This window comes from Shewanella oncorhynchi, assembly GCF_030848765.1.
Lineage (GTDB): Bacteria > Pseudomonadota > Gammaproteobacteria > Enterobacterales > Shewanellaceae > Shewanella > Shewanella oncorhynchi.
The window spans coordinates 2,598,049-2,616,824 of the sequence record NZ_CP132914.1 but is presented as its reverse complement, the minus strand read 5'-3'; the positions used below and the strand labels follow the sequence as shown (position 1 = coordinate 2,616,824).

Here is an 18,776-nt window from a genome sequence, read left to right as displayed (position 1 = left end):
CGCAATGCTTGAGAATAACTGGTCACTACAGCCACAAGATATTTTTAAACGCAGCCCTATTGTTCCTGTTATGGTGATTAACAAGATTGAACATGCGGTGCCATTAGCGCGAGCACTGGTTGCCGGCGGCATTAGCGTGTTAGAAGTGACTTTGCGTACGCCTTGTGCACTCGAAGCTATCACTAAAATCGCCAAAGAAGTGCCTGAGGCCTTAGTCGGCGCAGGGACTATCTTAAACGAAGCTCAGCTTGATCTTGCGATTGCCGCGGGTGCGCAGTTTATTATTACCCCAGGCGCGACGGTTGAACTGCTCAAAGCGGGTATGCATGGTCCAATCCCTTTAATTCCAGGGGTTGCGAGCATTTCAGAAGTGATGACGGGGATGGCGCTCGGTTATACTCACTTTAAATTCTTCCCAGCCGAAGCCTCGGGTGGTGTCGATGCCCTTAAAGCCTTCTCGGGTCCGCTAGCGGATATTCGCTTCTGCCCAACAGGTGGCATTACGCCAAGCAGCTATAAAGATTATTTAGCGCTGAAAAACGTCGATTGTATTGGTGGTAGCTGGATTGCGCCAACGGATGCAATGGAACACGGCGATTGGGATCGTATCACTCAACTTTGTAAAGATGCCATCGGCGCTTTATAAATCGAGTTTGAAATAGTGACAAAATAAAAAACCACCGCAAGGTGGTTTTTTGTCTTTTATCTTTCGCATTTTGATAAAGAACGGCGGCGATAGCTGACTCTGTAGAAAGTCTGGTTTTTACAGTAACACGAGCATTTACAAACAGTCTGGCTTTATAGCAAGTCGGGCCGCGCAATGTCTGCTTGCCTACATTTCCTTGCTCAGTTCTACATTTGAGCCGGCTTTTGGGCTAAACAACTGCTGATATAGTCTGCCTGCAAACTCATCCGTCATTCCTGAAATATAGTCCGCCAACACTCTGTGACTGTTTAAGCCTTGTTGCTCACTTTCGCGCCAGCGCTCTTGGGTGTTCAGTGGCAGCAAACGCTCGGGATCGGAAGCGAAGGCTTCGAATAATCCCATCACAATCTGCTGGCCCTTATATTCGAGCATTTGGATCTCAGGTTTACGGATCACGTAATTATAAACCAGTTGCTTGAGCACATTGAGCGCAATGGCAAATTCTGGCTCTAACGTCGCATTAAAGCGCAATAATGGCTCTTCGAACACGTCATCTTCTGAGATAACAATAGCGGTGACAAAGCCATTAACGAGTGTGCCTATGGCATCTTTACGCAGGTGATGCTCATGGGAAAACAGCTTGTTGCCAATATCTGCCAGCTCTTGTTTTATCCACGCATCACTGCTGCTGGTCAGTGTCGGCGCCACATCTTGATGCCACTGGGACGCTGTGACTATGCCCATCACAATCGCATCTTCGAGATCGTGCACCGCATAGGCGATGTCATCTGCCAGTTCCATAATCGAGCAATCGAAGGATTTAAACTGGGTTCGCAGATGTGGATAGTGGTGCAGGGCGGGGTGTGAACCTTGCTGTGTCGAGGTAAAACGACGGCTATCCGCCTCAGACAAAGGCTCAAGCACCCAAGCGAAGATGTCGTTATCATCGTCGAAAATGCCCTTAACCGGCGGCCATTGTGACGGCTTGAGCTGTCTATGGTTGGTGATTTCATTATGTTCACCCGCGACAAATAGCCTCGAGTGCGGCGCTGGGTATTTTAAAATCCCGAGCATGGTACGCCGACACAAGTTCATCCCAAAATCTAATGTATAGGGCTCAAGCTTAGATAAAATGCGAAAAGTTTGGCCGTTACCTTCAAAACCGCCGTGGTCGCGCATCATGTAATTCAATGCGACTTCGCCGCCATGGCCGAAGGGAGGATGACCAATATCGTGGGCTAAACATAAGGACTCTAATAAGCTCATAGAGCAAAGCAGTTGTTTATGTTGTGGATATTTGCGTCTGAGCTGCGCGGCTATGCCAGTGCCAATTTGCGAGACTTCGAGTGAGTGGGTTAATCGGGTGCGATAGAAGTCATTCATGCCAACGCCGAGCACTTGGGTCTTGGCCTGAAGGCGGCGAAAGGCGGCCGAGTGGAGAATACGCGCCCTGTCTCTTTGGTAGGGGCTGCGGTGATCAAAGCGCCGTTGTTTATCTTCACCATGACGGCGTTCTTGCCAAACACTTGAAGTCATATGCATTCCTAGCGAGAGTGGAAAATCAAAGCATCTTGTTAATTTCGTCTAAATTCAAGGTGAAACTGGGTACAAAGCAGTTCATAAAATACTGTACTGCAGGATCGGGATTCGTCGCCAGCATGTCTTCAAGTCGCTTGCGGGCGGTATTGAATTCACTGTTGCCGGCGCGGTTTTCTTCAAGGCATTTAAGGTAAGCGCACAGAGTATCGGCGGATTTAACTATGGTCTTGTAAACGGGATCGGCGTAATCGCTGATGAACAGATTGCGATAATCTTCTTTAAATTCCTCAGGTACCATATCTAACATGCGCTGCTCGGCAATCGCCTCAATCTTTTTATACTCGGCTTCAATTTCTTTATTGAAGTATTTCACCGGCGTCGGTAAGTCACCCGTGAGAATTTCACTGGCATCGTGAAAAATCGCCAAACTGGTGGCTTGATGGGGATCGAGCGTCGTGCCGAACTTTTTATTGCTGATGATCACCAGTGCATGGGCCACCATAGCAACTTGTAGCGAGTGTTCTTGAACATTTTCAGTGCGAACGTTGTACATCAAAGGCCAGCGTTGGATAAGTTTCATGCGAGCTAAATGCGCAAATAAATGACTCATAGTTTTCCTGCTAAAGAGTGAAATCGGAAGGCGACAAGCTGCAATGGAAGACATGAAACGAGTGAGTAGGCAGTATTGACGCTAGTGAAGTCTTAGATTATCACAGCCTTGGATGACACGTGAGCATGAGCGTAGAGGATTTAAAGAAATAGCTAAAAATAAAGCGACCACTAGGATCGCTTTATGACTCAAACCGTTAAAGGGATATTCTATTGTCGATAGTTTTCGAGGAAGGCGCCAAACTCAGTAAATGCTTTCTTCAGATCTTCTTTATAGGGCAAGAAAACCACTCGTAAATGGTCAGGCTCAGGCCAGTTAAAGGCCGTGCCGTGCACTAACAGGATTTTCTTTTCTCTGAGTAAATCCAGCACTAAACGCTCATCATCCCTTAGGTTGAATTTCTTCATATCCAGTTTAGGGAAGGCATAGAGTGCGCCCTTTGGTTTTTTAACGCTCACACCTGGAATTTGGTTAAGTAATTCATAACAGGCATCCCTTTGAACTGTGAGGCGGCCATTAGGCAAAATAAGCTCGTTAATACTCTGATAACCGCCGAGCGCGGTTTGAATTGCATGTTGATTGGGTACGTTTGCACAGAGGCGCATCGAGGACAGCATTTCTAAGCCTTCGATGTAACTTTTAGCAGCCTTAAGATTGCCAGATAACATCATCCAACCAACACGAAATCCTGCTGCACGATAAGCCTTTGATAAACCGTTAAAAGTAACAGTTAAAATATCATCTGATAGACCCGCAGCAGGAATATGCTTGGCTTCATCGTATAAAATTTTATCGTAAATTTCATCGGCAAAAAGGATCAGATCATGTTGACGACACAGTTCAACCACTTGCAGCAGTAATTCTCTGCTGTATACCGCTCCGGTTGGGTTGTTCGGGTTAATCAGCACTATGCCGCGAGTACGTGATGAAATTTTACTTTTAATGTCGTTGAGATCGGGGAACCAGTCCGCTTCTTCATCGCAGCGATAATGCACAGCCTTGCCGCCCGCGAGATTCGCCGCTGCTGTCCACAGGGGATAATCTGGTGAGGGGATTAAGATCTCATCATCGGTATTTAGCAGGCCTTGCATTGCCATCATAATGAGTTCTGAAACGCCGTTACCTATATAGATATCTTCGATATCGACACCAAAAATCCCTTGGGCTTGATAATGCTGCACTATGGCCTTACGGGCAGAGAATAATCCTTTTGACTCACAGTAGCCTTGGGCACTGGGTAAATTGAGGATCACATCGCGCACAATTTCTTCAGGCGCTTCGAAACCGAAGGGGGCCGGATTACCAATGTTGAGTTTGAGGATTCGATGCCCCTCGTCTTCTAAACGTCTGGCTTCCTTGTGCACTGGGCCGCGGATGTCATAGCAAACGGTATCCAGCTTGTTGGATTTGATGATAGGGCGCATTTACACCTCGGAACATGCATAAAGTTTTGGCTTAAGTTAGCGCACCATAACGAAATTTCATTGTAGATGAAAGGGGGGATAAGCACAGAATTGCGCTTTTTTTATAAATACCCCTCAGTTAAATATGCTTTAACAGTCGATTAAAGAAATATGCACAAGTTTTATGTTCTGATATTTGTATGATTTTAAGATTGTTTATCTGTTGGGTTGGTGGAGGAATCTTGTTTATGTTTTTTCATTTCGAAAGATGAAAATGCGTTTTCATTAGCTGACTCATATTTGATTTTTCTATATTAGCCATATTAATCGTGACAGAAGAAAATGTATTTTAGCGGATACTTAATGGTTGATTTTTAATCACAGATTTTTGATAAGGTAAACTTATGCAAGCGGCATTTTATCTTGTGATAATTAGGCATATTTATTGAATGCTTATTAAGCTAAGAAGATCATAAATGTTTAAGTTGCGATGGCGTTAAAAGTCTTCTAAATTATATGGTTATGTAAAATTGTCTCGCGGGAATTAAATTTATTTTCTATCAAGTTAAATTTATAGTTGACTCAATATTCGATGCGCTTTATTTTCTGCGCGATGTTTTTGGCAAGGCACCTTAGATAGCAAGCAATTCGCGGGTTTTATCTTCAGGGTTAGTCATCATGAAGCAGCTGTGTTGACGTTCTGAATCGTGTTGATTTCAGACGTTATTCTAAAACCATTTGCCTTTTAGGCGATTTATTTAGAGGACCTAAGTGCATGTCTGAACCGACAGCGTTAAGTCTCATTCCACCTTTGGTGGTATTGGTGTTAGCTATTTGGTTACGCCGTCCTATTTTATCTTTGATCATAGGTGCGGTAACCGGTTTCCTGTTACTCGATCCCAGTCAAGTCTTAAACAATTTTGCTAGTGTGTCATTGAAGGTTATGGCCGATGAAACCATAGGTTGGTTGATTCTGGTGTGTGGTGGTTTTGGCGCGCTCATCGCACTTTTAGTTCGAACTGGCGGCGCATTAGCGTTTGGCCGCAATGCACTTAAATTGGCGAAAGGACCTAAATCTTCCCTATTAATGACTTTTATCCTTGGGATCGTGATTTTTATCGATGACTATCTCAATGCGTTGACCGTGGGTGAAACCATGAAGCGTGTAACGGATAAATTTAAAGTGTCCCGTGAAATGCTCGCCTATGTCGTGGACTCCACCGCCGCGCCCGTGTGCGTGTTAGTGCCATTATCGACTTGGGCGGTATTTTTTGGTGGATTACTGGTGGATAACGGTGTGGCAGCCGAAGGTCAAGGCATTGCAGTGTATATGCAAGCCATTCCTTACATGCTTTATGCTTGGTTAGCTGTGGCTATGGTGCTACTTGTCGCATTAGGTATTGTGCCCGCCATTGGTCCAATGAAGACTGCGCAGCTGCGCGCTGCCCAAGGTGAACCCGCGGAAGCGCAAGTGGATTTCGACCAAGTGCAAACTTCGGATGAATATGCGGTTAAAGCCATAGAAGAGGAATTTAAGCACGCCGATAATCAGGGCAAACTGCATAACTTTTTAGTGCCTATTGGTTTGTTAGTTGCCTTTACCGTGTACTTTGATATCGACGTGTGGAAAGGCTTGCTGGCGACCTTAGTTATCACGATTCCTTATTATGCAGTGCAGCGCTTGATGCCATTTTCAGAGATGATGGACCAAATGATCGATGGCTTTAAAAGCATGCTACCGGCCATTAGCACTGTGATTGCGGCGTTTGTATTTAAGGATGTGTGCGATCAGTTGTTACTGCCGCAGTACGTCATTGAATCATTAAGCCCATTTATGACACCTAAATTGCTGCCTGCGGTAGTGTTCTTATCTATGGCTATACTCGCATTTGCCACAGGTTCGAGCTGGGGTATATTTGCCGTGACGATTCCTATCGTGATGCCATTAGCGCAAGCGGTTGGGGCGGACATCCCATTAGTCATTGGGGCCTTATTGTCTGCATCATCATTTGGTAGCCAAGCGTGCTTCTACTCAGATTCAACCGTATTGGCCGCCCAAGGCTCAGGTTGTAACTTAGTGAGCCATGCTGTGACTCAGTTACCTTATGCACTTATCGCAGCAGTAATAGCATTTATCGGCTTTATTGTGATTGCATAACTTCTGTCACGATTAATATAAGAAACCAGCTACGGCTGGTTTTTTTATGTCTGCCGTAATTAGGTTAGACGGCTAGAGTGAGTAAAAGGTGAATAAAGAGTGATGAGGCTTGAACTAGGATAAACACGATTACACTGTTAAATGAAGATTTTCAACTGATGTCAAATTATATTTTACGAAATTGTCATTTATATTTTACATATTTCATCATCGCCATGTAGCTTTTCAAATCAAAGCCTGATTATACTTTGCATCCTTCAGGGCATTATTTTCAACATTAGTGGCAAACGAATCAAATGGACTCAACTCTTCTTACTGCGTTTTTCGAGCACGGCACAATACGTGATGTCGAGTGTTTATTCCCTGATATTTCAGGCTATCCAAGGGGAAAGCTTATGCCAGCCCGAAGTTTTGCTCAGGGTGCTGAATTACGTATTGCCCAAGCGATTTCGATGCAAGCGATTACCGGTGAGTATTCCTACGATCCTGTTTTCCCTGATGCTGATCCTGATCTTTTACTCGTCCCCGATTACAGCACTCTCAACATGATCCCATGGAGCACAGTGCCGCGCGCATTTGCCATCCATGACTGCGTATTACTGGATGGCAATTTATGTCCATTTGCGCCGCGCTCTATGTTAAAAAATGTGTTGGCCCGTTACCAAGCCCTTGGGTTAACGCCCGTGGTGGCCCCTGAGATTGAGTTTTATCTGACTGAAGCCAATACCGATCCGAGTGTGCCGTATCATGCACCCATTTCAAAAAGTGGCCGAGCTGAAAACGGTCAATCTGCGTTTAGCATGAATATGCTCAATGAACTCGCGCCATTTTGGGATGAGTTTAATGCCGCCATCGATGCGATTGGGATTAAAGGTGATACTTGGATCCATGAGATGGGGCTATCGCAATATGAAATTAACTTAGTGCATGGCGATCCGCTGGCCTTAGCGGATCAAGCCTTTATGTTTAAATACGCGGCGAAAGAAATCGCCATAAAACATGGTTTGAATGCGATTTTTATGGCAAAACCCATAGCGGGTCAACCCGGCAGTTCTATGCATTTACATCAAAGTGTCGTCGATGATAAAGGTCATAATATTTTCAGCCATGCTGATGGTAGTGACACTGACCGTTTTCACCACTACATCGGCGGATTACAAAAGTATCTACCTGATTTAATGTTGTTATTTGCACCCAATATCAATTCATTTAGACGTTACATTTCCGGCAGTCAAGCGCCGATTAATTTAAGTTGGGGCGTTGATAATCGCACCACTGGCCTACGTGTGCCATTAAGTGCTCCAGTGGCGAGACGGGTAGAAAACCGTATTGCGGGCGCCGATGCCAATCCGTATTTGATGATTGCCGCATCTTTGGCTGCGGGCCTTGCCGGAATGGAAGAAAAATTATCGCCAAGTGCACCAGAAACCGGGAGCGCCTACGATAGCAGCCATGACCTCGCGCAGACATTTTTAGCTGCGTTAACGCAAATGCGCCAAAGTGATTCGGCACGACGCTTACTCGGGGACGATTTTGTCACTGGCTTTGTATCGGTGAAGGAAATTGAATTCCAAAGTTATTTGAGTGAGATAGGGGCTTGGGAGCGACGTTTCTTAGGGCCGCAATGCTAATGCCTATTCCCTTGAGTGACTCGACACATCACTAAAAAAAATAGCAACAAAAAAGCCAGTGCAAGCACTGGCTTTTCTTCGTCTGGAAACGAGAAGGGCGATTAAACGCGCTTCTTGAATTCACCAGTACGAGTGTCGATTTCAATTTTGTCGCCTACTTTCACGAAGTCTGCAACACTTACTGTGCCACCGCCAGTGATAGTCGCAGGCTTCATCACTTTACCTGAAGTATCGCCACGAGCTGAAGGCTCAGTGTAGATCACTTCACGTACGATAGTGGTTGGCATTTCAACAGAGATAGCTTTGCCATCATAGAAAGTCACTTGGCAAGTTTCTTCCATACCGTCAACGATATAAGCCGCTGCATCACCTAGGTTTTCAGCTTCTACGTCGTATTGGTTGTATTCTGCATCCATGAATACAAACATAGGATCTGCAAAGTAAGAATATGTGCAGTCAAGACGATCTAGGATGATGTCTTCTAACTTATCTTCACCTTTGAAAGTCGTTTCAGTACCAGAGTTAAGCAGTAAGTTTTTCAACTTTAACTTAACGATAGCAGCGTTACGGCCAGAACGAGTTGTTTCAGTTTTCTGCACAACCCATGGGCTGCCATCTAACATGATCACGTTACCAGGACGGATTTCATGAGCAGTTTTCATTACACTATTTCCTATATTTAGATTTTTCTGTTTTCGCGCAGTATCTTAGCTGTTTTTAACGAACTGAACTAGTCGAGTAGCGAGATCTGCAGCATTTAATGCATTAATTGGCCATTGTTTAGCATGGTGATGCAACAAGGGCAAATTAACAGGATTAAGGTTTTGCCAGTGAAGGCTCACGGCTGATTGCTGTGCTTGGTTGAACGCGAGATTCAATTCAGACCAATAACAAGCAATTTTAGGTGGCAGATTATCGCAGTAAAGTTTAAGAAAAGCTTCTAATTTTACGAGGTGATAATCATCTTCTTGGGGATAAATGTGCCAAATGAAGGGTTTTGCGGCCCATTGGGCACGTAAAAAGGAATCTTCACCGCGCACGATATTAAAATCACTGCTCCAGAGCAGGCGATCAAACCCCTGTTGGTCTGTCATAGGTAAAATGTGCAGGGTTAAATTGCCATGATTTATCTGTTGACCTGGCACTAGAGCGGCAATTTCACAGGGCAGTAAATGCGTCAGACTGTTTAAGCTACGCCCCTTGGGGATCAGCGCATGGATTTTTTCTACCGATTGCTGCCATAACTCACATAATGCGGGTAGCGCCTCGGTCTCATAGCTAAAAACGCTAATAACAGTGTCTTGTGCCTGAATGTCCTTAAGACCTAGATCAGTAAAAAGCTGCAATTTATTGGCAGTATCAGCTTGCCAAGCATCACGCTCTGCAAACAAATTTTGCTCGCAAATGAGTCCACCCGTTTTGGCGCTAAAACCGGGAAAGTAGAAATACTTCTTCAAACCATTGGCTTGTAACGATGGCAAACCATGGCAGCCTTCAACCCAATCCTCAGCACTTAAATACTCTAAATTCAGCCAGACAGGTACAGATTTTGGGGCGTTCTGATGTAAATAAACCAGCTGCGCTTTTACCTGTTCGGGTAATTCACAGGCAAAGGCTTCGATGAGTACTTCCCCTGCGACAAACTCTATAGGTAAAGGCTTAGTCCAATGAAGAATATTCACACCATTGAAGCTTTGAATGGCTTTTAGTGGATCGAGTGTCGGTAAGATATGCGAGAAGCTTGCGAGGTCGTCGACCCACAAATTAACTGGAATGTGGTACTCATTAGCCATTTGTTTGGCTAAACGCCAAGTGACGCCAATATCGCCATAGTTATCGACGACGGTACAAAAGATATCCCAATGGGTGGAGCTGGGTGTGTTGGTCATGAGTGTGGTATGTCGTTATTCTTAGTCAGAAATATATGCATAAAAAAAGCGGCGTTAAGCCGCTTTAATCAAATGGTTAACAGAATTAATCTTCTAATTCAGCTAAACACATTTCTTCGTAAATTTGCTTAACCCAAGCATCAACACGTTCTTCAGTCAGCTCTGGTTGGCGATCTTCATCGATACCTAAACCAATAAAGTGGTCGTCATCGACTTGACCTTTAGAGGCTTCAAAATTGTAGCTTGCAGTTGGCCAATGGCCGATGATGATGCCACCACGGGCCTGAACAATATCGCCAACCATGCCCATGGCATCAAGGAAATACTCAGCGTAGTCTTCTTGATCACCACAACCAAAAATAGCGACAAGTTTGTCAGTAAAATCAATTTGCTCTAATTCAGGGAAGAAATCATCCCAGTCACATTGCGCTTCACCGTAATACCAGGTCGGGATGCCGAACAGCAGCAAGTCATACTCTGCAATCTGTTCTTTGGTACTTTTGGCGATATCTTTCACCTCAACCATTTTTTTACCCAGTTTTTTCTGGATCATCTTGGCTACAGCTTCGGTGTTACCTGTGTCGCTACCGAAAAAAAGACCTACAGTTGCCATTGTCTATCCTTTAATGTCTAGTTCACTTATTAGGTTAATCTTGCTGGTACTCGTTCAGCACTCAACTTGTTGCTGAAGAATTAATTCGATTAACTGGCTACGGCTGATGTTACTGGCCAATGCCTGCTCATTCAAGGCGTCATACAAATCTTGTGACACCTTTAACTCTATTCGCTTTAATCCGTTGGCTTTATCGCGCTGGATTTGATTGCGTTTGTTGACCTTAAGCTGTTGGCTACGGGACAAAGGATTGCTACGTGGTCGGCCCCGGCGCTTTTCGTTGGCAAAAAGGTCAATAGTGGTTCTGTCTGTCGCTTCTTTTGCCATGTTCTTATTGTTAACCGATCCCTGAGCCTTCCCAAGTGATCTGGATAATACCTTTTACAATAAACCCGGCGCAGCCGAGAAATAACACTAACCAAACAATAAATCGACCAAATTTTGGCACGTTACCTTGTTTAAGCACATCGTGGATGGCCATGCCGATAAAGAAAAATATCGAGGCAAAAAACAGGTTCAGGCCGATGGTTTCAATTTGTTCCATGTACTGAGATAACATACTTTCTTAGTCCTTGAGAGTGTTCTAAGGCCAAAAGAGGCGCGAATATATCACAACAAGATGGCGGCTGCCATATGCTTTCGGTCGAGTTTGCTGCTGATTTACATTGAATGTTTGTCAATAAATTCAGACACGATCCGGTTAAAAATGACGGGTTTTTGCGCATGCAACCAATGACCACATCCTTCAAGTGTTTTTGCCTGTGCCGCGGGGAATTGCGCCATGATAGCGCTTCTGTGCTCGCTAGTGACATAATTTGAGTCGCCGCCGCGAATAAACAGACTTGGTCCAGCATAGCTTTGTACTGGATTTAGTGTCTGATTTTGCCAGCCAATAATATTAGGATAACAAGCCTTTAGGCCACTTAAGTTCATTTTCCAACGAAAGCCAGTATCAGTGCGTTGTAGATTTTTGAGTAAAAATTGTGCCGTTGCTTCGTCAATACCATTGTCAATTAAGTGGTTTAGGGCAAAGCGTCTGTCGGTATGGCCTTCTAAGGGCAGACTTTCTAATGCCGCAAACACTGTATCGTGTCTTGGCTCATAGGCGACAGGGGCGATATCGGCTGCCACCATGCTGATAATGCGCTCTGGAAAGGCTAACGCCGTCGCCATGGCGATTTTACCGCCCATGGAGTGACCCACAATATGGGCGCGTTCAATAGCCAGTTCGTCGAGCAAGCTGATCATTGCAGTGGCGAGGCGAGGGTAGTCCATTTGATCCCAATGCTCACTTAAACCATGATTGGGCACATCGACACGAATAACTTGATACTGATTTTCTAATACTTGCCCTAGACCTTTGAGGTTATCTAGATTACCGAACAAGCCGTGGATCAAGAGCACTGCGGGTCCTTGGCCTGTGGAAACAAAGTTCATTGTGATTCCTGTTGGAGATTTTTAGCTTAGCGTGACGCGAATTGTGCCCTTAATGCCGTTGGCTTGACAAGTCAGTTGCCATTTCTATAGTGGGGGCGGCCAGTAACTTGTGTGCTTTTTCGGCAATTGTCGATTAACTGCTAGTTTGCTGTGCTATTTCCCGCACTTTTAGAATAATGGCGCTTTATCAGATTGATAGAGATAGATACACTGGTAACAGATCGCAATGATCTGCCCCGATCGCTGTGGTAAACTTTTTTCGGTTAAGCCTGTCGAATAACAAAGGATAATTAAGGTTATGAAATATATCGAAGTAGATGAAGAGCTCTATCGTCATATTGCCAGCAAAACAGAACGTATTGGTGAGAGCGCCTCTGACATTCTTCGTCGATTACTCGGCCTGTCCGTCGATGCGGTCGAACAACCCCAGCCTTTGGCGATTAGCCAACCGAGCCTTGAAGCTGAACCTATTCAGCCTATCGCGGCGCAAACAGTGCCAGCAGTGAATGATTTTAGTCGCTTAGTCGATGAACATCAGTTATCGCAGCAAAAAGGCGCAGTAGGTCGTTTTCTGTTTTTGCTCGAAAGTTTGTATCAATTAGCCCCAGAGCAATTCTCACAAATTTTGCAGATCCAAGGGCGCGATCGTTTGTATTTTGCTCGCTCTAAGGAGCAACTGCTCGAAGCGAGTGCTTCGGCTAACCCAAAAGAAATTGGTACAAGTGGTTTCTGGGTAACGAGTAACAACAATACCGCCAAGAAACGCACTATTTTATCGGAAGTTTTAGTGCAATTTGGTTGTGATGCGACAGTAGCAGCGGGTATCTCCGAGCGCGTTTAATCCGCGGATGAGCCAAGTTAGTACGACATTTTTCTACTTTTTCTAATTGTAATTGAGTGCAGGAGAGCCATCGGTGGCAATACATCAAAGGGCAGGACAAATCGCTAATCAGACGGATCTGGTCAATATTCCAAAACTGATGAGCCATTATTACAGCATCACGCCAAATATGGATGACGTACAACAACGCGTCACCTTTGGCACTTCTGGGCACAGAGGCTGCGCCTTCAATGGCAGTTTTAACCAACAACACATTTGGGCGATTACCCAAGCTGTAGTGGACTACCGTCAATCGGCAAATATCGATGGGCCGCTGATCCTTGGGATTGACACCCATGCGTTATCCTATGCAGCCTATTTGTCGGCAATTGAAGTGCTGGCGGCAAATAAAGTCACAGTGAAAATCCAACAGAACGACGGATTTACACCTACGCCAGTGGTTTCCCATGGGGTGATTTGCGCCAATCGCGAAGCCAATATTACGGGTGCTGCATTGTCCGATGGTTTGATCATTACGCCTTCCCACAATCCTCCTCAGGATGGTGGCATCAAGTACAATCCACCCCATGGCGGACCTGCTGAAGGTAATATCACGGCTTGGATTGAATCGCGAGCCAATGATTACTTGCGCCAAGCGTTAGCTGGCGTGCAAAAATTAGCGTATGCCGAAGCGCTGGCATCAGGCTATGTCAACGCCATTGATTTGATTACACCCTATGTGGCTGATTTAGAAAATGTTATCGACATGCAGGCGATTGCTAAGGCTAAGCTGCATATCGGTGTTGATCCGCTCGGTGGTTCAGGGATTTTCTACTGGGCACCGATTGCCGCGCGTTATGGGCTCGATATCACGTTAGTTAATGATAAAGTTGACCCAAGCTTTAGCTTTATGCCGCTGGATAAAGACGGCAAAATCCGCATGGATTGCTCGTCTCCCTATGCGATGGCAGGTTTACTCGCCCATAAAGAATCCTTTGATTTATGCCTTGGTAATGATCCCGATTATGACCGTCACGGCATCGTTTGCCCTGGTACGGGTTTGATGGATCCGAATCATTATCTTGCGGTCGCTATCGATTATTTACTGACACACAGACCAGATTGGAGCGATACCTTAGCCATAGGTAAAACCTTAGTATCGAGTGCGCTTATCGATAAAATCTGTGCTTTCCACGGCAAAAAGTTACTCGAAGTGCCAGTGGGCTTTAAGTGGTTTGTCGACGGTTTAGCCGAAGCCACAATCGCCTTTGGCGGTGAAGAGAGTGCTGGCGCAGCATTTTTACGCCGTGATGGCTCTACTTGGTGTACGGATAAAGACGGTTTTATTCTAGGGTTACTTGCCGCAGAAATTCTTGCGGTGACAGGTAAAACCCCAGGTCAGCGTCACCAAGAGTTAGTAAAACAATTTGGCCAAAGTTTCTATAAGCGTATCGATAGCCCAATCAGTCTTGAAAACAAAGCCAAGTTTGCTTTGCTCAATGCCGATACCTTAAATGCCACTGTGCTTGCAGGTGAGACAATCGAAAACGTGTTAACCCATGCGCCGGGCAATAATGCGGCGATTGGCGGCATCAAAGTGACTACGGCGAATGGTTGGTTTGCGGCGCGTCCATCGGGCACTGAAGCGTTATTTAAAATCTACGGCGAAAGTTTTATCAGTGAGCAGCATTTGGCTGAGATCATCAAAGATGCGCAGGCATTAATTGATAAGGCGCTAAACGCTTAATGCAGTAGTAGGTTTAGCTAACGTCTCAAAATAAAAAACGCACTCAGATTTGAGTGCGTTTTTGTTTGTGTCTAATTCAGCTGTGAGTAGTTGATCTAATACTGATTTGACCGTATTTAGTACTCGATATGACAACTCGATAAGTTATTCTTATCGATGTAATTTTGGTGATATTCCTCAGCCACATGGAACTGTTGCAGTGGCACTATTTCTGTGACGATATGGCGTAATCCCCAACGCCCCGAGCGGGCAAAAGCTAACTTTGAGGCTTCTGCGGCCGCTTTTTGCTCACGGTCGTGGAAGAAAATGGTACTGCGATATTGAGTGCCAATATCTCCGCCTTGCATGTTCAGACTCGTTGGATTGTGGTTTTTCCAAAATACATCGAGCAAGTCTTCATAACTGACAAGGGCGGGATCGAATTCCACTTGCACCACTTCGGCATGGCCCGTTTTGCCTTTTTTGACTTCTTCATAGCTCGTCGCCGCATTATTGCCGCCCATATAGCCGCAGGTGGCATTGGATACGCCGTTCACTTGTCTAAAAAAATACTCTACGCCCCAGAAACAGCCGGCACCAAAGGTTGCTAACGCCATAATTAAATCCAATAGAAGTCTAGATGGCTAAGGATTGTGATAAAACTTGAGTGCAAAAGCAAGCCTCAAGCTGGAATATTTATCATGGGAAATTCTTAGGGAATGTCCTAAGAATTTAACAATCAGCTTAGTTGAATGTCATTCCGCTTAAAACTGGGTCCTACGGCAATAAATGTCTGAGAACAGCACTAAAAACATGTGTTAGTATTGAAGCCGTTTTTTAGGTGCGAGTGAGACTAACCGCGGTGAGATAAATGCTTAAGTGGTTATTACTGCCTGTACTTATGCTATTGCGCCAATACTGTTACACATCATTATAAGGAGAATTCTGTGTTACAAGCTCTGTTAGATTCAAAGGATTTTTTAGCGCTCACCTTAGCCCATCCTGAACAGTTCGATGGCGAATTTTCATTTAACTTAGGCGATCATACTCAAGTGGAAGTGTGGGATACCGGTGTTATTGTTTTCGAACCAGTAAAGAATGAAGGAAAAGATATTGTGCTTTCCTGCGGTGTTCACGGTAACGAGACCGCGCCCATTGAACTCTGCAATAGCTTAATTAAACAACTTCTACAGCAAAAGATCATCGCAAAGCAGCGCACTTTATTTCTCATTGGTAACCCATTAGCGATTAATAACGGCACGCGGATTATTGACGAAAACATGAATCGTCTCTTTAGTGGTGAGCATTCCAATCCACCAGGGTTAGTGAACCCTGAGCGAGTACGCGCGAAAAAACTCGAAGCCTATGTCGATCGTTTTTATACTGCGGTTGCCGATGGACGTCAGCGCATCCATTATGATCTGCACACGGCGATGCGCGCCTCGAAGCATGAAAAGTTCGCTATCTATCCCTATCGTCCTGGGCGCGCCTTTAGCGGCGAGCAAATTATGTTTTTAGCCGCAAGCGGCGTCGATACAGTACTTTTCCACCACGAACCGACCACGACCTTCAGCTATTTTTCCTCTGAACGCTACGGCGCTGATGCCTTTACCATTGAGCTTGGCAAAGTGTATCCCATGGGGCAGAACGACATGACGCGTTTTATTGCGGCACATGAAATGTTTATGCGTTTAATCACCGCTAAGCCGTTGGAGTTAGATGCATTTGATGCCGATAAGGTTAACTTGTACCAAGTGTGCTGCGTCATCAACAAACATTTCGATGATTTTGAATTTACCTTCGCAACCGATGTCGAAAACTTCAGAGCTTTCCCGAAAGGTTTTGTATTAGCGCGGGAAGGTGGGCAAGAAATTAAAGTGGAACATGAGTTTGAGTCTGTCGTGTTCCCTAATGCCAAAGTGCCTATTGGCAATCGCACTGTGATTTGCCTGATCCCTGCGGTGAATGCGGACGTGCGTTAGGCTTGTAAAGCAATATATACATGCGAGGCAGGGATAACTTGTGGTTTGAGCTATGCCAATGGTTGATAGGTAGTTTACGTTAACGTAATGTTCGTCGGGCATATTCGTATAAACAGACGCATCAAAACGCTTTGATGCGTAATGAGATAACAAGAGCACAATATGAGCAAAGCAACACTCAACACTGATACAGTGCACCGTGTCGGCTTCTTGGATAAGGCATCGCTACACATTCCTATCCTTCGAATTCTACAAGCCGACGGCACCACTTATGAAACCGCGGTTTTGCCTGTGATAGATGAAACCTTAGCCACTAAAATTTACGATACCTGTGTATTCACTCGGGTACTTGATGAACGTATGCTTGGTGCCCAGCGCCAAGGGCGCATCAGCTTCTACATGACCTGTACGGGTGAAGAAGCAGCGATTGTCGGCAGTGTGGCCGCACTCGATCAAGAAGATGTGATCCTCGCGCAATATCGCGAGCATGCGGCGCTGCGTTATCGCGGCTTTACCACTGAACAGTTTATGAATCAGATGTTCAGTAACGAGAAAGATCTTGGTAAAGGTCGCCAAATGCCAATCCATTACGGCAGTGCGGCATTGCATTATCAAACGATTTCGTCACCGTTAGCCACGCAAATCCCGCAGGCGACTGGTGTGGGCTACAGCTTAAAAATGCAAGGTAAGCGCAAAGTCGCGGTTTGTTATTTTGGCGAAGGCGCTGCATCGGAAGGGGATTTTCATGCTGGCCTAAACATGGCCGCGGTACTGAAATGCCCAGTGATTTTCTTCTGTCGTAACAATGGCTACGCCATTTCTACCCCCACTGAAGAGCAGTTTGCTGGAAACGGTATTGCCAGCCGTGGTGTGGGTTATGGCATGCACACCATTCGTGTAGACGGCAATGACATGTTGGCCGTGTTAGCGGCAACCCAGCAAGCCCGTGCCTATGCGATTGAGCATAATGCGCCTGTGCTGATTGAAGCCATGACTTACCGTCTCGGCGCACACTCTTCTTCAGACGATCCCTCAGGTTATCGCTCGAAAGATGAAGAAGCCAAGTGGCAGCAACACGATCCGGTTAAACGCTTCAAATTATGGCTTATCAACAAAGGTTGGTTGGCTGAAGCGGATGATGTGAAACTGCATGAAAAATATCGTGAAGAAGTATTGGCTGCGGTAAAAGTGGCTGAAAAAATTCCTGTGCCTATGCTGGATGAAATTATTGAAGATGTGTACGACAAGCCGACGCCAGTGCTGAAAAAGCAACTCGCCGAGCTTAAAGAACATATCAAGAAATATCCGCAAGCCTATCCAAAAAGTGCAGGGAGACTATAAGCCGTGGCTGAAATGAATATGTTACAGGCCGTCAATGAGGCCTTATCGATTGCCATGCAAGCCGATGAACGCATGGTGGTTTTTGGTGAAGATGTGGGCCACTTTGGCGGGGTATTTCGCGCCACCTCCGGTCTTCAAGAAAAATTCGGTCGCGCTCGCTGCTTTAATACGCCGCTGACAGAGCAAGGTATTGCCGGTTTTGCCAATGGTTTAGCCTCAAATGGCATGACCGCCGTGGCTGAAATTCAATTCGCCGATTATATCTTTCCGGCGTTTGATCAAATCGTCAACGAGTCTGCTAAGTTCCGTTACCGTAGCGGTAATGAGTTCGATGTCGGTGGATTAGTGTTCCGTACGCCCTATGGCGGCGGCATAGCGGGCGGCCATTATCACTCGCAATCACCTGAAGCCTATTTTACCCAGACGCCGGGGTTAAAAGTGGTGGTGCCACGCAACCCTGAGCAAGCCAAAGGACTGCTGTTGGCGTCAATCCGTGACAAAAATCCGGTGATCTTCTTTGAGCCTAAGCGTTTATATCGTGCATCGGTTGGCGAAGTGCCCGCGGGCGATTATGAAATTGAACTGGGTAAGGCTGAAGTGGTTCGCGAAGGTAAAGACATCACCTTAGTGGCGTGGGGCGCGCAAATGGAAATCCTTGAAAAAGCCGCCGATATGGCCGCTAAAGAAGGGATCTCCTGTGAAGTTATCGATTTACGCACCTTGTCACCCTGGGATATCGATACCGTTGCCGATTCAGTCAAAAAGACCGGACGTTTACTGGTCAACCATGAAGCGCCATTAACCGGTGGTTTTGCTGGTGAGATAGCGGCGACGATTCAGCAAGAATGCTTCTTGTATCTAGAGTCGCCCATCAGCCGCGTTTGTGGTTTAGATACCCCGTACCCACTCATTCATGAAAAAGAATACATGCCAGATGCATTCAAAACGTTTGAAGCCATCAAAGCATCAGTGACCTTCTAG

At 45.6% G+C, this 18,776-nt stretch carries 18 protein-coding genes; 8 read left to right on the top strand and 10 right to left on the bottom strand.

Annotated elements, in window-relative coordinates:
- Positions 1-4: 4 nt before the first annotated feature.
- Entirely contained in the window at positions 5-646 is a 642-nt protein-coding gene (locus RA178_RS11840) for a bifunctional 4-hydroxy-2-oxoglutarate aldolase/2-dehydro-3-deoxy-phosphogluconate aldolase (RefSeq protein ID WP_028759995.1), read from the top strand.
- A gap of 186 nt (positions 647-832) precedes the next feature.
- Here the strand turns inward: RA178_RS11840 and RA178_RS11835 are convergent, their stop codons facing one another.
- The 3 genes from RA178_RS11835 to RA178_RS11825 all read right to left on the bottom strand — a co-directional run bounded on the left by RA178_RS11835 (position 833) and on the right by RA178_RS11825 (position 4,219).
- Complete coding sequence (locus RA178_RS11835; RefSeq protein WP_306681986.1) at positions 833-2,182, bottom strand: anti-phage deoxyguanosine triphosphatase; 1,350 nt, start codon at positions 2,180-2,182, stop codon at positions 833-835.
- 25 nt (positions 2,183-2,207) lie between these two features.
- Positions 2,208-2,795: a 5'-deoxynucleotidase gene (yfbR, locus tag RA178_RS11830; protein WP_219250449.1), complete on the bottom strand. Its 588-nt coding sequence runs from the start codon at positions 2,793-2,795 to the stop codon at positions 2,208-2,210.
- Positions 2,796-3,004: 209 nt separating this feature from the next.
- Entirely contained in the window at positions 3,005-4,219 is a 1,215-nt protein-coding gene (locus RA178_RS11825; protein WP_105252462.1) for a pyridoxal phosphate-dependent aminotransferase, read from the bottom strand.
- A 754-nt stretch (positions 4,220-4,973) separates the two neighbouring features.
- On the opposite strand from RA178_RS11825, the gene RA178_RS11820 reads away from it, so the two are divergent.
- A complete protein-coding gene (locus RA178_RS11820; RefSeq protein WP_113939692.1) occupies positions 4,974-6,356 on the top strand; it encodes a Na+/H+ antiporter NhaC family protein in 1,383 nt (460 codons plus the stop codon).
- A gap of 296 nt (positions 6,357-6,652) precedes the next feature.
- On the top strand, positions 6,653-7,987 hold the full coding sequence (locus RA178_RS11815) for a glutamine synthetase family protein (RefSeq protein WP_306681985.1): 1,335 nt from the start codon (positions 6,653-6,655) through the stop codon (positions 7,985-7,987).
- Between the two features lie 101 nt (positions 7,988-8,088).
- Here the strand turns inward: RA178_RS11815 and efp are convergent, their stop codons facing one another.
- The 6 genes from efp to RA178_RS11785 form a co-directional block, all read right to left on the bottom strand.
- The gene (gene efp / locus RA178_RS11810; RefSeq protein ID WP_105252465.1) at positions 8,089-8,649 is read right to left on the bottom strand and encodes an elongation factor P; all 561 of its coding nucleotides are present in this window, start codon (positions 8,647-8,649) and stop codon (positions 8,089-8,091) included.
- A 45-nt stretch (positions 8,650-8,694) separates the two neighbouring features.
- Positions 8,695-9,876 (bottom strand): elongation factor P maturation arginine rhamnosyltransferase EarP, encoded by a 1,182-nt coding sequence (gene earP, locus RA178_RS11805; RefSeq protein WP_306681984.1) that lies wholly within the window; start codon positions 9,874-9,876, stop codon positions 8,695-8,697.
- 85 nt (positions 9,877-9,961) lie between these two features.
- Entirely contained in the window at positions 9,962-10,489 is a 528-nt protein-coding gene (gene fldA, locus RA178_RS11800) for a flavodoxin FldA (protein ID WP_006081576.1), read from the bottom strand.
- Between the two features lie 54 nt (positions 10,490-10,543).
- On the bottom strand, positions 10,544-10,816 hold the full coding sequence (gene ybfE, locus RA178_RS11795) for a LexA regulated protein (RefSeq protein WP_006081577.1): 273 nt from the start codon (positions 10,814-10,816) through the stop codon (positions 10,544-10,546).
- A 10-nt stretch (positions 10,817-10,826) separates the two neighbouring features.
- On the bottom strand, positions 10,827-11,048 hold the full coding sequence (locus RA178_RS11790; RefSeq protein ID WP_006081578.1) for a DUF2788 domain-containing protein: 222 nt from the start codon (positions 11,046-11,048) through the stop codon (positions 10,827-10,829).
- Positions 11,049-11,149: 101 nt separating this feature from the next.
- On the bottom strand, positions 11,150-11,926 hold the full coding sequence (locus RA178_RS11785; RefSeq protein WP_173496693.1) for an alpha/beta fold hydrolase: 777 nt from the start codon (positions 11,924-11,926) through the stop codon (positions 11,150-11,152).
- A 298-nt stretch (positions 11,927-12,224) separates the two neighbouring features.
- Here RA178_RS11785 and seqA point away from each other — a divergent pair, with 298 nt between their 5' ends.
- Together seqA and pgm are read left to right on the top strand one after the other, a co-directional pair.
- On the top strand, positions 12,225-12,767 hold the full coding sequence (gene seqA / locus RA178_RS11780) for a replication initiation negative regulator SeqA (protein ID WP_173244937.1): 543 nt from the start codon (positions 12,225-12,227) through the stop codon (positions 12,765-12,767).
- A 73-nt stretch (positions 12,768-12,840) separates the two neighbouring features.
- Positions 12,841-14,493, top strand: a complete 1,653-nt coding sequence (pgm, locus tag RA178_RS11775; protein ID WP_212600540.1) for a phosphoglucomutase (alpha-D-glucose-1,6-bisphosphate-dependent) — start codon at positions 12,841-12,843, stop codon at positions 14,491-14,493.
- Positions 14,494-14,609: 116 nt separating this feature from the next.
- On the opposite strand, the gene msrA is transcribed toward pgm, so the two are convergent.
- Positions 14,610-15,089, bottom strand: coding sequence for a peptide-methionine (S)-S-oxide reductase MsrA (msrA, locus tag RA178_RS11770; RefSeq protein ID WP_212600539.1), 480 nt, complete (start codon positions 15,087-15,089; stop codon positions 14,610-14,612).
- Between the two features lie 330 nt (positions 15,090-15,419).
- On the opposite strand from msrA, the gene astE reads away from it, so the two are divergent.
- From astE to RA178_RS11755, 3 genes are all read left to right on the top strand, one after another.
- Complete coding sequence (gene astE / locus RA178_RS11765) at positions 15,420-16,454, top strand: succinylglutamate desuccinylase (protein ID WP_306681983.1); 1,035 nt, start codon at positions 15,420-15,422, stop codon at positions 16,452-16,454.
- Positions 16,455-16,616: 162 nt separating this feature from the next.
- A complete protein-coding gene (locus RA178_RS11760) occupies positions 16,617-17,795 on the top strand; it encodes a thiamine pyrophosphate-dependent dehydrogenase E1 component subunit alpha (protein WP_113939702.1) in 1,179 nt (392 codons plus the stop codon).
- A gap of 3 nt (positions 17,796-17,798) precedes the next feature.
- Positions 17,799-18,776, top strand: a complete 978-nt coding sequence (locus RA178_RS11755; protein ID WP_028759982.1) for an alpha-ketoacid dehydrogenase subunit beta — start codon at positions 17,799-17,801, stop codon at positions 18,774-18,776.

Coding starts and splice junctions, on each gene's coding strand:
- RA178_RS11840 (WP_028759995.1), top strand. CDS start 5: ATGCTTGAGAATAACTGGTCACTACAGCCACAAGATATTTTTAAACGC.
- RA178_RS11835 (WP_306681986.1), bottom strand. CDS start 2,182: ATGACTTCAAGTGTTTGGCAAGAACGCCGTCATGGTGAAGATAAACAA.
- yfbR (WP_219250449.1), bottom strand. CDS start 2,795: ATGAGTCATTTATTTGCGCATTTAGCTCGCATGAAACTTATCCAACGC.
- RA178_RS11825 (WP_105252462.1), bottom strand. CDS start 4,219: ATGCGCCCTATCATCAAATCCAACAAGCTGGATACCGTTTGCTATGAC.
- RA178_RS11820 (WP_113939692.1), top strand. CDS start 4,974: ATGTCTGAACCGACAGCGTTAAGTCTCATTCCACCTTTGGTGGTATTG.
- RA178_RS11815 (WP_306681985.1), top strand. CDS start 6,653: ATGGACTCAACTCTTCTTACTGCGTTTTTCGAGCACGGCACAATACGT.
- efp (WP_105252465.1), bottom strand. CDS start 8,649: ATGAAAACTGCTCATGAAATCCGTCCTGGTAACGTGATCATGTTAGAT.
- earP (WP_306681984.1), bottom strand. CDS start 9,876: ATGACCAACACACCCAGCTCCACCCATTGGGATATCTTTTGTACCGTC.
- fldA (WP_006081576.1), bottom strand. CDS start 10,489: ATGGCAACTGTAGGTCTTTTTTTCGGTAGCGACACAGGTAACACCGAA.
- ybfE (WP_006081577.1), bottom strand. CDS start 10,816: ATGGCAAAAGAAGCGACAGACAGAACCACTATTGACCTTTTTGCCAAC.
- RA178_RS11790 (WP_006081578.1), bottom strand. CDS start 11,048: ATGTTATCTCAGTACATGGAACAAATTGAAACCATCGGCCTGAACCTG.
- RA178_RS11785 (WP_173496693.1), bottom strand. CDS start 11,926: ATGAACTTTGTTTCCACAGGCCAAGGACCCGCAGTGCTCTTGATCCAC.
- seqA (WP_173244937.1), top strand. CDS start 12,225: ATGAAATATATCGAAGTAGATGAAGAGCTCTATCGTCATATTGCCAGC.
- msrA (WP_212600539.1), bottom strand. CDS start 15,089: ATGGCGTTAGCAACCTTTGGTGCCGGCTGTTTCTGGGGCGTAGAGTAT.
- RA178_RS11760 (WP_113939702.1), top strand. CDS start 16,617: ATGAGCAAAGCAACACTCAACACTGATACAGTGCACCGTGTCGGCTTC.